Genomic DNA, 15521 nt, shown 5'->3' with positions numbered 1-15521 from the left:
TTTTATCAGGTTTTACAAGGAGAACAATATGCTGAAGATCCCTGCCGATGAACGCATCATTACCGATGCGGAGGTGTTTTCTGCGTTTGATTTGAACTATCCCGGACTGGAAAGTGTCAGAACGGCGCTGGATGCCGGGAATATGCCCGCCGCCAAAACGGCTCTGGTGCATTATTTTGAGACGCGTACCAATGTGAAATATTACTGCGATTACCGCGCCCTGCCGCTGCGGGCCATTGACACAGACAGCAACCCTTATCTGTTTCAGTCCTCCATGGGTCTGGCAGGCAGCCTGAAAGATTTCTGCCTGTTCGCCGGCCGCAAAATGATGAACCATATCTACGTCATTCCGGGCCGGGACCGCCGCGAGGTCGACTTGGGCGCAGGCTATGAGAATCTGCCGCACTATAACTTTTTTGACGATCAGCTGAAAAAAGGCCGCCAGACGCTGGATATTTTTGTCCGCGGGGTCTTCTGTGAATATTACAGCGTGCTGTACCACGAGACGGGAGACGCTGCCGTTGTCAAGGACGCTGAAAAATTCCTAAAGCTGTTTTGGCAAACATACCCGCTGATGGCAGAGTACACGGAGCCTGATATTTCTCACTTCTCTTTGACAGAGGAGCGCGACGTCATGAGCGCAGGCTGGTTGGCGTTCAACTATATCTCGCTGCTTTACACCCGCGTTGCCTATGAGATGCCCGTTGCCACGACGTTTGAACTTATCAAGCACCTGTGGTTCCTGGGCATACAGTTCCGCCGTTTTGATACTGACAGCTACCGCAAGTTTAATCACCATATGTGGGAGCGAGGCATCGTGCCGTTCGCGCTGGGTACCCTTTTCCCGGAGATCCCCGCCTTTGGCGCCATGAAAGATCACGGTGCAGCGGTCGTTCGCCAGCATATCCGGGATGATTTCAGCACGGAGGGCGGTTACTCGGAACACAGCATCTCCTACTGGTTCGGTGCGGCGCTGGGCGAGATGGTCTGCCGCGCGGTCTACATCGCCCGGCTGAATAACGAACCGTTGTTGGACGAAGACACCAGGGAACGCATCGAAAAGAGCTTTTCCGTCACGGCTGCCATCGCCGCGCCCGGCGAACTGTACCCCGCTATGGGCGACAACAGCAACCCGCAGATCGAACCGGTCCTGCAGGCGGGCATCGATGCCATGCAGAACCATGACTGCGCCGTGGTCATGGCCGTCCGACACGGGCAGACCATCCCCGAAAAAGCCGATATCCCGCTGGACTACTGCAACGACAAGGTAGGCTTTTTCTGTACCAGGAGCGGCCTGACAGGCGACGCCAACTATCTGCTCATGTCCGCCAAGGTCAATTGCGGCGACACAGGCCATAATCATATGGATATGCTGTCCGTGGCGGTCTCCGTCCACGGGCAGGAGATCATCGGCGAGCCATACTCCCGCCCACTTTACCATATTGCCCCGGTGGGCGACGCACTGCGTGGATATGAGTACAACATGAGTTCCCACAATACGGTACTTGTCAACGGTATCCCGGTCCAGCCTGATTTTATCTATGCTGCCAAGTGGGGCGTTATCCGCCCGGACTCCCCGGTAGAAACTTTCATCAGCGAGAAAAACGGCTGTTTTGTCCGCGCCTGCCACAGCGCCTATACCCACAGCCGCCATGTCCGCAAGGTGCTGGCGGACCGTAAAAAAGGCTTTTTGATCCAGGATGAGATCCAGGGCGGCAACCGTACGCGGGAACCACACATCCAGCGCTGGAACCTGATGCACGATATCACCTGTACCCAACTGGACAGCCGCAGCGTACTGCTGGAGAAAAACGGTACCAGGACGCTGATGCTGTGGGACGGCAGCCCGACCCTGCGCATCTGGCAGAAAGAGGAACTGCGTCCCCGCATCGTCAAACCCGGCGAGCCGTTGACCGATATTATTGATGTGTCTTTCCGGGATGAAAACAAATTTATCCCCGCCGGCGGACTGGAACCTGTGCGTCAAAGTGTGCTGATCCTGGATGTGACCGGCGGTATACCGAAGATCGACGACGTAAATGCGTTTTGCGCCAGGATGATGGAAAATGCCGAGGCTGGCAACCTGAGCGAATCGCTGAATCTTTTTGCCGAGATCTGATAACGAATGGAGGCCGCAAATGGCAGACTGGAAAGAAGAAGTTTTCGCAAAATTGGAAACCAAACTGGAAGCGGAGTGCAGGCGCCTGGCAGGACGCATCCCTTACCGCACTACCAACGGCGTATACCAAGACGACTACGTGGAAAAGGACATCAGCTGGTGGACGAACGGCTTCTGGCCGGGCATCCTCTGGCAGATGTACCATGCTACAGGCAAGGGCCTGTACAGGCAGGCCGCCGAAACCGCAGAAAGGCAGTTGGACAAGGCCCTGCACGATTTTGTGGGGCTGCACCATGACACCGGCTTTATGTGGCTGCACAGTGCCGTGGCCGACTACCGCCTGACCGGGAACGAAGCCTCCCGCGTGCGCGGGCTCACAGCAGCCAGTGTGCTGGCGGGCCGCTTCAATCCGGTGGGCGGATATCTCCGTGCCTGGAATCATGATTGTGTGGAGCCGAACGAGGACTGCACGGGCTGGATCATCGTGGATTCCATGATGAACATCCCACTGCTGTACTGGGCTTCGGAGGTGACGAAAGACCCCCGCTTTGCCCACATTGCCACGGCCCACGCCGATACCGTGCGCCGTACCCTTGTGCGGGAGGATGGCTCATGCGGGCATATTGCCTGCCTGGACCCTGTGACCGGCGAACTGAAAACCGTTCTGGGCGGACAAGGTTACGGACCCGGGTCTTCCTGGTCCCGCGGCCAGTCCTGGATCGTCTATGGATTTGCCCTTTCCTACCGCCATACGAAGGACCCGAAGTATCTGGAGACCGCCAAGCGCACGGCCAATTACTTTATCGCGAACATTTCGCTGACAGATCATATCGCCCGCTGCGATTTTCGCCAGCCCGCCGATCCGGACTATCTCGATACCTCTGCGAGCCTTTGCGCGGCATGCGGCCTGCTGGAAATTGCCATCCATGTCGATGGCGCTGAGAAGGCCATGTACCGCGCCCACGCAGAAAAGATCATTCGCAGCACAGTGGAAAAGCACTGCAACTGGGCCCCTGCGCAGGATTCCATCGTGCAGGACTGCAAGGTCGCCTACCATAATTGTGACGACCAGACCGACCTGATCTACGCGGATTACTTCCTGCTGGAAGCCGTGCTGCGCTTGTTGGACAAAGATTTCTTGATCTGGTAAAAGGGCAGCCGGCATGGATCAGCGCAGACTTGGGCGACATAAAGCTGCGGACCGGCGAGATAAGATAAGGAGAAACGGTAATGAAGCAGACACACCTGGTTATGATCGTGGCGGATCAGCTCCGCTATGATGTTCTGGGCAGGGGGCTTACCCCAAACATTGATTCCATCGCAGCACAGGGCGTGACCTTTGAACACGGTTATTGTGCGTCCCCATTGTGTGTTCCGGCGCGCGGCGCATTGTTTACCGGCCTTTGCCCCAATACCAACGGCTGCCGCATTAACCCATGGTATAAGGGGGACAGCGCAGCGGGCTATGTACACAAAGGCACCCCTAATCTGTACGGCCTGATGGAGCAGAGTGGCCGCGACTGCCTGCATGCTGGTAAGCAGCACTTTTTTACCGCGGGCGGACGGTTGGAGGATGACCCCATGACCCGTACCCGCTGGCTCTGTACGGAACACACCTACCAGGATTTTCTGCGGCAGGCAGGGCGCCGCGCTCCCGGCGGGCCGCATTTTCGGTCCGCTGTGCCGGAAATGGCAAGCGGGAAATTCACGCGGATGCGCACTTATTCCAATCCGAACACCGGCCGTTACCCGGAGGAGGGGCGCTACTACTTTGACAACTATTTTGCCGACTGTGCCATACAGGGATTGCAGCAGCGTGACGCCACCCGCCCGTTATTCCTGAGCGCGATGTTCTTTGCACCGCACCCGCCACTGGAAATCCCCGAACCGTGGTACTCCCGTGTCAAACCGGACGACGTACATCTGCCGGAGAACGTCGGTCGCTGGTACCCCTATCAATCGCCTTTGCAGCTATACAACCTTACCGGTGCGATTGGCAGCCATTACGAAATTGAGCAGTGGCGGGAAAGCTGGCGCGTCTACTTGGGGCTTGTCGGTCTGCTGGACGACTGCGTAGGCCGCATCCTGAGCGAACTCAAGCGGCAGGGAATCTACGACGATTGTCTGATCGTTTTCACTTCCGACCACGGTGAGATGCTGGGCTCTCATCGCTTGTTTCAGAAGATGTGCATGTACGAGGAATCAGCCCACACGCCGCTGTACATCCGGCTGCCGCATGGTGCTCATGCCGGGGAACATATACGCAGCACCGTCAGCCATCTGGACGTCCTGCCGACACTCTGCGATTATCTTGATATCGAGTCCCCGCCCTGTGAGGGACAGAGCCTGCGCCCGCTGATAGAAGACCCGGACGCCTGGCGGGAAAAAGACGTTTTCCTCCAGTTTGACGGCAACGGCGCGCTGGGCAATTTCCAGCGCTGCATCGTGCGCGGTGGTTACAAGCTGATTGCGGATATCTTCAAAGATGAAGTCTACTTTGAACTGTACAACATAGACGCCGATTCGCAGGAAACGCACAATCTGCTCTTTGACGGAGATGCTGCCGCAATGGCTCTTGCGCAGGAACTGCTGCAAAGCCTGCTGGCCCATATGACGGCCACCCACGATGAAGTTGTGCTTCCTTATACGGATCTGCCACGCTTTGTAAAGAATTATCGCGGCTTGCCTGCGCCGTTCTGATACCGTCACAGCCTTCTGCACGGTATTGTATATAAAAACGGATAATGGGCTGTGGCGGACTGGTTTTGCGCGCCGAAATCCGCCTGCACCCGGTCGCGGCAGATGCCGCCAGACTGTATTTCAGAAAAGGGGAAAACTATGATGAAGGGAAGTCCGACGCTTCAAACCATCCTGAAAGACGGCATTACCCTTTCGGATGTGATGAAAAACCTGAAAGAGCGGGAAAAGAAGTTCAGGGGCGGAATGACATGGTATGAGCGCGGCCAGAAGATCCGGGAACTGTTCCCTGCGATCTATGACGCCGAGATGGAGAAGGCCGAAATGAATCTTTCCGGCTACGCCAAACTGCCCGGTTCGCCGGAACCGCACTTTATTGGCGACCCCGTCCGATGGCGGGAGAACCCCTATGATTATGACGAGTACACTTACCAGCTGAATCGCATGGATCACTGGCGCACCATGGCAGAAGCCTACTCTTTCACCAAAGACGAGCGCTACGCAAAAAAACTGGTGGAGGAATTTTACACCTGGATCGAGGAATGCCCCAGTCAACCCTTGTATGATGAAAACGGCGAGTTGGCCGTGGACAGCTTCGACGGCTGCAAGTGCAATCAGGGGATCTGGCGCTCGCTGGAAGTGGGCATCCGTATGTACCGCACCTGGCCCAACGTCATCCACCATCTGCTGGACAGCGGCTATATTGATGAAAAGTTCCTGAAAACCTATCTGTTGAGCGGCTACCGGCACTGCGAGATTTTGTATAAAGTTACACCGATTCTTTGGCCCAACGCGGACCATAATCATTATCTGATGGAAAACAATGGCCTGTTGTACTTCGCCTGTATGTTTCCGGAAATCCGGGAAGCAGAAGTCTGGAAGGCCCACGCCATCCGCGAGATGGAGCGCAGCATCCGCGCGCAGGTCACCACGGACGGCGGCCAAATCGAAGGCTGCGCCTCATACCATAACGGCGCAGCATACTGGTTTGTACTGCCGATGCTGTTGGCCAGAAAGTACGGCTTCACCCTGTCGGAAGGATACGGCGAACGCCTGAAAAAGATGGCGCGCTATGCTACCTATGCCACCCGCCCCTGTGGCGGCAATTCCTGCTGGGGCGACAGCCACACCATCAGCAGCACACTCACGGCGGGGGCGTTTTGCCACTACCTGGCGTTTGGTGATGCAAATTATATGAACATCGCCCTGTGCTACTATACCCCGCAGGATCTGCTGAACGCAGCGGCCGCGCATATCTGGGAGGTGGAGGATTTGGAGAGCCTGCACCGTTGTATTGCCGATGCCGGAAGGCAGCGGCGTCAACCGGATCTGGCGCTGGTATCGTGGCAGCATGAATTGAAACAGACGTTTTTCCGCACCGGATGGGACAATGACGCTTTGAGCGTCATGTTTGCCTGTCGTACTCCCGTCAAAAATCTGCATGAGCACATCGACCCGGCCGGTTTTGAGTTCACGGCCTATGGCCGCAACCTGCTTGGCGACCCATCCATCTACACCTATAAAAATGACGAAAACCGCCAAAAGGCAAAGTCGGCCCACTGGCACAATTGCCTGACGCTGAATCATGAAAACCCGTGGGAGTATTTTTCTTCCTGGGCGTACGGCAGCCAGGAGGAAGGCGATATTTTGCAGGCAAAGCAGACAGACCGTCTGCTGTATGCCATCGCCTACCACATGAACTATAAACCAACGATCCACAAACGAGCTGTGGCGATTCTGGACGGCCGGCTACTGCTCGTGCTGGACTACCTGGGCGATGTGGCCGAGGGCACCAGTGTACAGATCAACTTTCATATGGACAGCCCCCGTGCCGTGGCAGATTCCCGGTCATCCTTTGCCGAGTCACTGTCCGCAAAAGGGGCCAACATTGCCGTCTATGGAGATACCCGTCTGAAGCCGTATCTGGTCCCGGCCAAAATCTCCGTGATAGACTACGCCTGGCACGACACGATGATTGCGCGCTTTGAGGGAGAACATCTGGAGGCGGGAGATCACGCATTCCTGACCGTATGTGTACCGCTACATGAGGAGGAACGCCCTGTTGCTGTGACAGACATTGGCAGCAACGTCGCCAGTAAGGAGCAGATAGAGTATACCTTTACCTGTGCGGGCGTCCACTATAAGCTGATAATGCGCGGGAAATCGCTGGAAGTAGAGAGCAGCGCAATATAAATTTGCTTTTTGAAACCATGCGGACGGCATGCTGTACGACAACAAACACCTGAACACGTGGGCAGTCGGCGGCTAGCCGAACAACTGCAGCGCCAGCCGTTACAGCCACGCCATGACCTGCATTCCACCAGAGGGAACGGTTACGATCGGGCGGCAATTCGGATTCTATCAAACAGGGGGCAATATGAACCGTATCAAAATCGCTTATTTTGATATCGACGGGGCGCTGGTCGATTTCTACGCCGGGCAGAGTGCCCCCCAAATACTGGAACCCCTTCCCCGCCTGCAGCAGGCGGGGAAGGGAAAAATTGATCTGCCTGGCCACCGGGCGTGCGCCCATGGTGCTGCCGCGTTTTTCCGGGATCGGGTTCGACACGCTGGTTTTGGGACGATCCAAACCGTCAAAAGTGCTGCGGAGTTTTCGGATACACGATAGTATTGTTTGTTGGCCAGTGCAAGACCGCTGTCCTGCAATTGGCCGCCGCCGAGCTACTGCCCGCACCGCCGCAGGCAGCCAAACTCAGGCACATGGACGCCGCCAGGATCAGGGATCCGAATTTCTTCAATCGGTTCATCTCCTTTATCATAACAAGAGGACGCAGCTGCGGGTGACCACGCACAGCAGGTTGTAGTCGGCCCCGGCCTTTTGCTGCAGGCGCAGGTTTTTTGCACACGGTTCCAGGTGCCCTTGCCCGCGGCGTCCACCCAGAGGCTGTCGCGCAGGTCCTTGTCACCATCCAGCAAGATGCCCGTCAGGAAGCGCTTTTCCGCCAGAAGGACCGCCCACTCGGCATCCAGCGCCTGGCGGATGAGCAGGGCCGCCGTCTCTTGGCTCATGCGGCCCAGACTGGCTTCGGCGCGGTTGGCGGCTTCATCCTCATAAAAGCAGTAGCGGTAGCGCATATTGCACAGGCTGGAGGCCGATTTGATCAACAGGTCGACGTGCATGGCGGTTTTCTCCTTTGCGTATGGGTAGGGAGCCCTATTATAGCAGGAGCGGCCGGATGCCACCAGGGCGCGCCCCGGCCTTGGGCCCTACCTACTGCGGCGCCGGGCAAGCAGTTTTTTACTCGTGGATGCGTCGCATTTTCCGGGAGAATCTGGTATTCCAATAAAAGGCCGGCGTTTTTCCGGCGACGCAGCCGGAGGGCGGGGGGATCCCTGACCCTTTCGGCGCGGCAGGAGCAGGCTTTCCCCGCCGGGGAGGGCCCGCGGTGGGAATATCGACGCGCTGGCAATCGCGGGAGAGGATGTGGTACATGGAATCGATCTTATACCAGTGTGTCAGCTTTTTTGCCTCGATCTCCGGGATCATCTGCGGCATCGGCGGGCGGGCCATCAACAAGCATATCGACAGCCGCGCCGTTGACAAGCTGTTCCTGGTGCTGATGGGCGTCATCATCCTGATCAGCTTCTACAACACCTGGCGGTATCTGTCGCTGTGAACGGCGGCCACCCCAGAAAAGCGCCCGGGTGGCCTTTTCTCGTGATATTTCTCGATGTACGGGGAATATGGTATAAAAGTATGAGTGATAGACGTGTTTACGTAAAATGTTGAGAATCGGAATTAGATCGAATTTGTAAGTTTGGAAGAAATGGTGTCTGCCAACCATTTGCTGCGGCAGATCGACGCGACAATCGACTTCAACAAAATCCTTGAATTTGTTGAAAGCCTGTATAGCAAAGACAATGGCTGGCCGAGCATTGACCCCTTTGTGCCGCTCAAAATCGTGCTGGTCCAGCATATCTACGGGATTCCATTGCAAGCACTATCCCGAGCACAAGATTGTTGTTGGCGACAGCGCCTACAAAACACCGTGGATCTGCAAAAGAGTTTTTGAGAGTGGGCGTATTCTGACCTCGGCCTACACGCACCCGAAAGCCAAAGACAGAAATCAGCCCTGGTACACCTACGTTTACGATGAATTCTATGACGATGTGATTTGCCCGGAACACCGGTCCTTGCACTATGCCACAACAAACCGGAACAGCTACCGTGAGTACAAGAGCCAGCCGTATCTGTGCAAGGACTGTCCGACAAAAGCCATGTGTACGCAAAGCCCCAAGTGTGAGAAAACTGTTACCCGCTACATCTGGCAGGACTTTGTGGAAATGACGGAAAACATCCGGCACACACCGCAGTACCGGGACATCTACAAGCCGCGGCAACAGAAAATAGAGCGTGTGTTTGCCGATGCAAAGGAAAAGCACGGCATGCGCTATACGCAACACAGAGACTGGGTCCAAGTGACGAACTGGGTGAAACTTAAATTTGCTGCCATGAACTTGAAAAAGCTGGCCACATGGAAGTGGAAAACCAAGAATCCACCCCCACAGGGGCCGCGCAAACGGATTTCCACCCCAAACTTCAGCTTTGTTTTCCTGCCTTTTCACCATTTTTTATGGCCCTTTGCGATATAGAACTTCGGCTGTATCGGTAAAGCAGCCAGAATTGACTGTCTATCCTCCGCAGATCTGGAGTGAAAGTTTGCCCTATAACTAAAAATTACCATGCGCGACAAGCTGTATCTCCTTGCCAGACGCCACCCGTGCCTCCGGCACAAAGCCCTGGTCCAGCCAGTAGGCCAGGCGGAACCGGCTGAGTGGATCGCCCAGCGGGACTTCGGCCGCCAGCCGCGGTCAGCAGGCTTTGCAGAAAGCCAGCATGTGCTTGGAAGCACCTGCGAAATGGGGGGTCAGTATAGGGTCCAAACATGGTGGCGCAGGGCAGCGGCGTGGAGGCCGTTGCCCTTGCGCCGCCTTTTCGTTTGCTGGCGGCGGGGTAGTCGTCCGGTGCGGGCAGCTGCAAGACGAACCAGGCGCCGGGGCGACCATTGGATTCCATCAGGAAGCACTGCCCGTCGCTGATCCAACCGACGAGTGCCTGAGTCAGGGCTTCGAGTTGAGATTCAAAAGTGGGAAGCCGGATTTTGTCAATACCTGCTCGTGTAGCATCGAACTGGTAACGGTCCTTGCAGATTTGCAGCAATGTCGGGAAGTCTTGGGGCAGAGCAGGGCGGATCGTGGTTTGCGGCAACTCCAAACCGGTTGAATTGCGATCGTTGTTTGCAGCAATTAAACGGAAGATTTGTGCCATCTTTTCGCAGTAAGCCTCATAAGTGGAAGCGCCCGGCCAGGCGGGGCCGTCCGGCAGCAGCTTTTCATATTGCTGTTTGGCATTTTCCCACTGGGCACGGGAAAGGGACGCAGCAGAACTTGCCGTTTCCTCATTGTGCAGGTTATCCGCCTGTACGCCCAGAATGTCTGCCAATGTCTGGTAAGTGGAACGCTTCTGCGGGTAGGTCTCACCTTTCTCGTAGGCGATGATCGTCCGTAACCCTAAACCGGCCTGAAGAGCAAGTTCGGCTTGCGTCAGGCCTTTTTCTCTGCGGGCGCGGCGGAGTTTTTCACCGAATGTCATGGATTACCTCCTTGAATATGCGAATATATTGCTTAATAATTTGTGAGTATACTTGACACGCGCGGATATAGCGCAAAGAATATATAAAACAAAAAACGCGAAATATCCGCATAATCAGTATGCAAAATTCAATTTCCGCCATCAAGTCGGCGCAACAAACGCGCAAAGGAGGCAATATGGCAAGAGCACATTATCACTTGAATTTAAATCTTGATGACCCCAACAAGCGGGAGGCGTGGCATATTTTGCAAAGTAAGCGCCGTGGTTCCCGCACCACATTTTTGGTGGAGGCGATTTTGCAATAGGATAGGAAAAAGCAGCTCGAAGAACAGCTGAGGGCCATTATCCGGGAGGAACTGGCGCAGGCACATTTGGCACCGTCTGTTGGGGCGGGTGCCGTGGCGGCATCCAAGGAAGAACCAGAAGTGAAGAAAGTGCCCAGAACGACGATTGATTTCTTGCAAAGTTTAGCAAACGGCAAGTGAGAAAACATGAATATACCACACATGGTACAAATTCCCTCTAAAAGTACCACAGTTGGTACGGTGGTTTGGAGGCGAATGGTATGGTGGCGCATGAAAAGTACCCGGGTGGTACAAAGATGAAATGTCGGTGGTACAAATCGGGAAGATGTTCACCTATGACCGTGAAAATATTGGATATACCGTGAAAAAGGGATACGCAAGATCACTTTTCCAGCCCGGTACGTTTTGCTAGCATAGCGTTTGGACGTCCAAACGCAAACTTTTGGACGGGCCCAAACCCCTTGTTACCTGGCTGGGAAAAAAGCATAACAAGTAAGGCTGCAAGGCAGAAAGGAAAATGCGATGACGAATGAAACCAAAGAACTGAAAACTTACACGATGCAGCAACTGTACGCCCAGCCGCTGGAACCGGTGGAATATCTGGTGGACGGGCTGCTGGCGCCGGGCCTGTACATACTGGGGGGCACCCAAAGTGGGCAAGAGCTGGATGGCGTTGCAGCTGTGCCTCGCTGTGTGCAGCGGAACGGCTTTTCTGGGGCGGAAAACCACGCAGGCCGAGGTGCTCTACCTGGCGCTGGAGGATGGCTCACAGCGGCTGCACAGCCGGGCTTTGCGGCTGGCAGACACCGCACCGGAGGGGCTGCACCTCTGCCACCGGACGGCACCCATCGGCCAGGGTCTGGAACGGCAGATCGAAGCGCAGCTTGCGGAACATCCGCACATCCGGCTGGTGGTGCTGGATATGCTGCAAAAGGTGCGGTGCGTGAACGGCAGCGGGCTTTCCTACAGCAGCGACTACGAGGACGCCGGGGCGCTCAAGGCGCTGGCTGACCGCAACGGCATCTGCCTGCTGGTCATCCACCACCTGCGCAAGATGGCGGACGACGACCCGTTCAACCGGCTGTCCGGCACCAATGGGTTGGCCGGTGCGGCGGACGGCACTCTGATCCTGATGCGCAACAAACGCCAGGATGGCACCGCCATCCTTTATGCCACTGGGCGGGACATTGAGGATGTGGAGGAAGAACTGGAGTTCTCCGATTGCCGGTGGAGCCGGGCCGTGCCACAGGAGCAGCTGCAACTGGCTTTGGTTGTGAATGCCCTGAAAAAACTGCTGGCGGCGGGGGAGTTCCGGGGAACCGTCACTGAACTGGCAGCACAACTGGAAAAACAGGGCAGCTATTGGAGTCCGGCGATTCTTTCCAAATATCTGCAAAGCCACGATGAGGCGCTGGACCGATGCGGAATCCTGTTAGAGACCAAGCGCACCAACAGCAAACGGCTGCTGTGCCTGCGCTATGAGGCCCATGTTGGTGACATCTGTGACACGAGTGACGGCAGTGACGGGTGTGACAGACACAGCTATACCGGGGGTGTCCCGTCACTGCCGTCACCAGCGTCACGTCCGTCACTGGCGTCATAAGATTCAATGTGTAAGGGAGGTGCTTGTATGGCATGTATTCAACAACGCGGAGAACGTAAGTATAAAATTACAGTTTGTAATGGCTATAAACCCAATGGTCAAAAGCGGATGCAGGCACGAACTATTACTGTTCCTAAAGAGGTGGCGAAACGGGGTATCCAACAATACGTTATGGCGGAGGCCGAGCGCCTGGAAAAACGGTTCCGCACCGGCATCGACCAGAGCGAGAACACCCGGTTCGAGGACTACGCCAACCGCTGGCTGGAACGAATGGCCAAACGCTACAAAGTCAGTACACTGGAGGGCTACCGCCGGATGCTGGAGGCGGTGTACCCTGCCATTGGCGGACTGCCGCTGTGCAAGATCCGGCCTATGGTGCTGGAAGAACTGTGCGAGGAACTGCGCCAGCGTCCCGGACGGAACGGTCAGTCACTGAGCGAAAATACGGTACATAAATACTTGGACACCATTTCCGCCGTTTTGCAGGATGCCGTAAAAAATGACATCCTGCTGTACAACCCAGCCCGCCGCGTGGACAAGCTGCGGGTGGAACGCACCCCCCCAGTGCATTCCCCAGGCATGGGAAATGCAGAAGCTGCTGCAATGTATTTTGCAGGAGCCGCTGCTCTACCGGGTCTACTATCTGCTGGCACTGTCCACCGGCCTGCGCCGTGGGGAGCTCTGCGCCCTGCGGTGGCGGGACCTGCACGGCGGGAACCAGCTGTTGATCCAACATTCCCGCAGCACGGTTGTGGGCAAGGGGGTGATAGAGAGCGACACCAAAAGCCACCGCACCCGCGTGGTGGTGTTGCCCCAGGTGGTATACGATTACTTGGGTGAGTTGCTTTTCAACCAAATTGTGGAAAACAACGGCGTCTGCCCGGATGACCTGATTTTCGCCAAAAACGGAAAACCCATCCACCCGGACACCTTCAGCCGCCACTTGCGCCGCCTGTGCGATAAAAACGCCTTTCCAAAAGATTACCACTTGCACACGATGCGGCACTTCTTCGCCACCTATCTGCTGGAAAACGGGACCAGCAAACAGGTGACCGCCGACCTGCTGGGCCATGCGGACACTGCCTTCCTGGAGCGCACCTACTGCCACCCACAGGATACCTGCAAGGAGCAGGCAGCGGGGCTCCTGGATACCATGTTGCAACCGGCGGATGCCGTTGCCTGGGAGCGGGAACAAAAAATGCTGGAAGCGGGAAACCCGTAAGCCTATAAGACCGTAAGACGAAAAGCAACAGGGAAGCCTCGTACTCCGGGGCTTCCCTGTTGTTGGTTTTGGTGGGGTCTTGGGGCAGTTTTGCCTCCAAAGTCTGTTGGGTTTGGTGATAGCTATATGCCACAGAGGTTGGTATGCTTTGTGGTGCGGAAGGTCAAAAACAATGACTAGACGTAAAAAATAAAACACAAAGCAAAACGGAAAGGACGTGGCAGTATGGCATCCATTCGCAAACGGGGAGAAAACAGTTATTTAATCGTTGTATCTCGTGGGTACGACTACGAGGGCAACCGGCTGAAATCGGCACAGAAAACCGTGCATCCGCCGGTGGAGTTAAAACCAAAGCAGCGCGAGAAGTGGTTACAGGAACAGGCGGTGCTGTTCGAGCGGGAAGTACACCACACCCCGGAGCCGGTGAATAAGAGCATTACATTGGCCAAGTACATCGACCACTGGCTGGCGGAGGTGGCGCCGAAAAAACTGGCGAAAACGACCTACTCCCGTGACCAGCAGGATGTGCGGCGCATCTTGCCCGCGCTGGGGCATTACAAGCTCACTGATTTACGCAAGGAGGTCATCCGGGATTTTTATGAGGAAATGCGCAAGGCCCCGAAGTTGACTGACGGCAAGCCATTGAGCGAGAAAAGCGTGGAGGGCATCCACAACACCCTGTGCAGTATCTTGAGCGATGCAGTAGAGGAGGGATACTTACTCCATAACCCGGCCTGGAAAATGTATAAACCGCAAGGCGAGAAAAAGGAGCGTCCAGTAGCCGACGAAGAACTGGTGCAAAAGCTCATCGCCGCCCTGGAAGGGCAGGGTCTTAAATACGAAACTTACTTCAAACTGGTGCTGGCCACCGGGATGCGCCGGGGCGAAGCCTGCGGGCTGCGGTGGTCGGATATTAACTGGAAGCGCTGCAGCATCCACATCCAGCGCAACGTGGTGAAACTGAGCCGCGAACCCATCTTCGTGAAGCCGCCCAAAACAGCCAGCGGCGACCGGGTGGTGTATGTCAGCAAGGAGATGGCAAAACTGTTGAAGTCGTGGAAGCAGCAATGCGCGTGGGAACGCAAACAGAACGATGAGGTGTTACAGGAAGATGACTACCTGTTCCGCCAGCCCAACGGCGACCCGATGGTGCCTACAACCTTTACATTTCGTTTCAAGAAAATCTTGTGGCAGAATGGTCTGCCGGAAAATCTGAACGTACACAGCTTGCGGCATACAAACGCCAGCCTGTTGATTGCCCAAGGCGTGGATGTGCGAACGGTAGCCAGCCTGCTGGGTCATTCCCAGGCCAGTACAACGCTGGACATTTACGCCCATGCCTTTGACAAAAAGAAGCGGGAAGCCCAGGAAAAGTTGGGCGAAGTGATGGGGCTGTAAGGCGGCCCGCGCCGGGACCGATTCCATACAACAGCAAAAGCACGCGCCCACATAACGTAAGCGCGTGCTTTTTTGGTGCGGCTGACAGGATTCGAACCTGCGGCCTTTCGGGTCGGAGAACTGTGACATCTGGCAAATAGCAATGAACCATCGCAGAGATTTGTGCAGTGTACACAAATTCCTGCACTGGTTGCTGCGCAAAGAAAAGGATGTTGGAACGTGAAAATTGCCGCAAGGAGACGATCCCAAAGGAAGAGTGGTCAAATGGTGGTCAACGGCCCTCCCTGTGCGGGCCACAACACAGCGCCCATCGGTCAGCAACCGCTATTTTCTTTTTCAACCAAAATCACGTGTATTGATACCGGGTATTTTTTCCATTCCCGATCTTTTGCACCTTGCCAATATGGGGGCAGCGTGCATGTTCGGCAGAACGACATGGGAGGTGCCCTCTACGCTTTCAAGGCTCGGCTGAACAGGGAGACCCGCATAACAGTTCCTTAAACAGCAGTTTGTCGGTTCCCTGAAAAACGGCCAGCTTGCTGGAATGCTGACACTGGTCCGAA

At 55.7% G+C, this 15521-nt stretch carries 14 protein-coding genes and 1 pseudogene; 13 read left to right on the top strand and 2 right to left on the bottom strand.

Features of this window, described 5'->3' with window-relative positions; genetic code table 11:
- Positions 1 to 28: 28 nt before the first annotated feature.
- The 5 genes from H6B15_RS04055 to H6B15_RS04035 all read left to right on the top strand — a co-directional run bounded on the left by H6B15_RS04055 (position 29) and on the right by H6B15_RS04035 (position 7445).
- Entirely contained in the window at positions 29 to 2119 is a 2091-nt protein-coding gene (locus H6B15_RS04055) for a heparinase II/III family protein (protein WP_204646401.1), read from the top strand.
- Between the two features lie 52 nt (positions 2120 to 2171).
- Positions 2172 to 3269 carry a glycoside hydrolase family 88 protein gene (locus H6B15_RS04050; RefSeq protein WP_243424264.1) on the top strand — a complete coding sequence of 366 codons (1098 nt, stop codon included), beginning with the start codon at positions 2172 to 2174 and terminating at the stop codon, positions 3267 to 3269.
- Between the two features lie 80 nt (positions 3270 to 3349).
- A complete protein-coding gene (locus tag H6B15_RS04045; protein WP_204646390.1) occupies positions 3350 to 4819 on the top strand; it encodes a sulfatase family protein in 1470 nt (489 codons plus the stop codon).
- Between the two features lie 138 nt (positions 4820 to 4957).
- Positions 4958 to 7009, top strand: coding sequence for a heparinase II/III family protein (locus H6B15_RS04040; RefSeq protein ID WP_204646385.1), 2052 nt, complete (start codon positions 4958 to 4960; stop codon positions 7007 to 7009).
- A 184-nt stretch (positions 7010 to 7193) separates the two neighbouring features.
- Positions 7194 to 7445 carry a hypothetical protein gene (locus H6B15_RS04035; RefSeq protein ID WP_204646378.1) on the top strand — a complete coding sequence of 84 codons (252 nt, stop codon included), beginning with the start codon at positions 7194 to 7196 and terminating at the stop codon, positions 7443 to 7445.
- A 53-nt stretch (positions 7446 to 7498) separates the two neighbouring features.
- Here the strand turns inward: H6B15_RS04035 and H6B15_RS04030 are convergent, their stop codons facing one another.
- The gene (locus H6B15_RS04030; protein WP_204646376.1) at positions 7499 to 7957 is read right to left on the bottom strand and encodes a hypothetical protein; all 459 of its coding nucleotides are present in this window, start codon (positions 7955 to 7957) and stop codon (positions 7499 to 7501) included.
- 311 nt (positions 7958 to 8268) lie between these two features.
- Between H6B15_RS04030 and H6B15_RS04025 the strand changes: the two genes are divergently transcribed.
- From H6B15_RS04025 to H6B15_RS04020, 3 genes are all read left to right on the top strand, one after another.
- Complete coding sequence (locus tag H6B15_RS04025; protein ID WP_204646374.1) at positions 8269 to 8454, top strand: hypothetical protein; 186 nt, start codon at positions 8269 to 8271, stop codon at positions 8452 to 8454.
- Positions 8455 to 8595: 141 nt separating this feature from the next.
- Positions 8596 to 8850, top strand: a complete 255-nt coding sequence (locus tag H6B15_RS15750; protein ID WP_345941929.1) for a hypothetical protein — start codon at positions 8596 to 8598, stop codon at positions 8848 to 8850.
- Positions 8753 to 9430, top strand: a complete 678-nt coding sequence (locus tag H6B15_RS04020) for a transposase (protein WP_345941928.1) — start codon at positions 8753 to 8755, stop codon at positions 9428 to 9430. The genes H6B15_RS15750 and H6B15_RS04020 overlap by 98 nt, the downstream gene beginning before the upstream one ends.
- Before the next feature lie 85 nt (positions 9431 to 9515).
- Here H6B15_RS04020 and H6B15_RS04015 read toward each other — a convergent pair whose 3' ends face one another.
- Complete coding sequence (locus tag H6B15_RS04015; protein ID WP_204646370.1) at positions 9516 to 10430, bottom strand: helix-turn-helix transcriptional regulator; 915 nt, start codon at positions 10428 to 10430, stop codon at positions 9516 to 9518.
- A gap of 119 nt (positions 10431 to 10549) precedes the next feature.
- On the opposite strand from H6B15_RS04015, the gene H6B15_RS04010 reads away from it, so the two are divergent.
- The 5 genes and pseudogenes from H6B15_RS04010 (at position 10550) to H6B15_RS03995 (ending at position 14958) form a co-directional block, all read left to right on the top strand.
- Positions 10550 to 10735 (top strand): hypothetical protein, encoded by a 186-nt coding sequence (locus H6B15_RS04010; RefSeq protein WP_204646368.1) that lies wholly within the window; start codon positions 10550 to 10552, stop codon positions 10733 to 10735.
- Between the two features lie 598 nt (positions 10736 to 11333).
- Entirely contained in the window at positions 11334 to 12338 is a 1005-nt protein-coding gene (locus H6B15_RS04005) for an AAA family ATPase (RefSeq protein ID WP_345941927.1), read from the top strand.
- Positions 12339 to 12344: 6 nt separating this feature from the next.
- Positions 12345 to 12815: pseudogene (locus tag H6B15_RS15845) on the top strand (hypothetical protein); the annotation flags it as partial.
- A 22-nt stretch (positions 12816 to 12837) separates the two neighbouring features.
- The gene (locus tag H6B15_RS04000; RefSeq protein ID WP_243424263.1) at positions 12838 to 13560 is read left to right on the top strand and encodes a site-specific integrase; all 723 of its coding nucleotides are present in this window, start codon (positions 12838 to 12840) and stop codon (positions 13558 to 13560) included.
- A 225-nt stretch (positions 13561 to 13785) separates the two neighbouring features.
- On the top strand, positions 13786 to 14958 hold the full coding sequence (locus H6B15_RS03995) for a tyrosine-type recombinase/integrase (protein WP_204646361.1): 1173 nt from the start codon (positions 13786 to 13788) through the stop codon (positions 14956 to 14958).
- Positions 14959 to 15521 lie beyond the last annotated feature (563 nt).

Source organism: Gemmiger formicilis, from assembly GCF_016900095.1.
In the GTDB taxonomy this organism is placed as follows: domain Bacteria; phylum Bacillota; class Clostridia; order Oscillospirales; family Ruminococcaceae; genus Gemmiger; species Gemmiger formicilis_A.
This window is presented reverse-complemented; position numbering and strand designations above follow the sequence as displayed.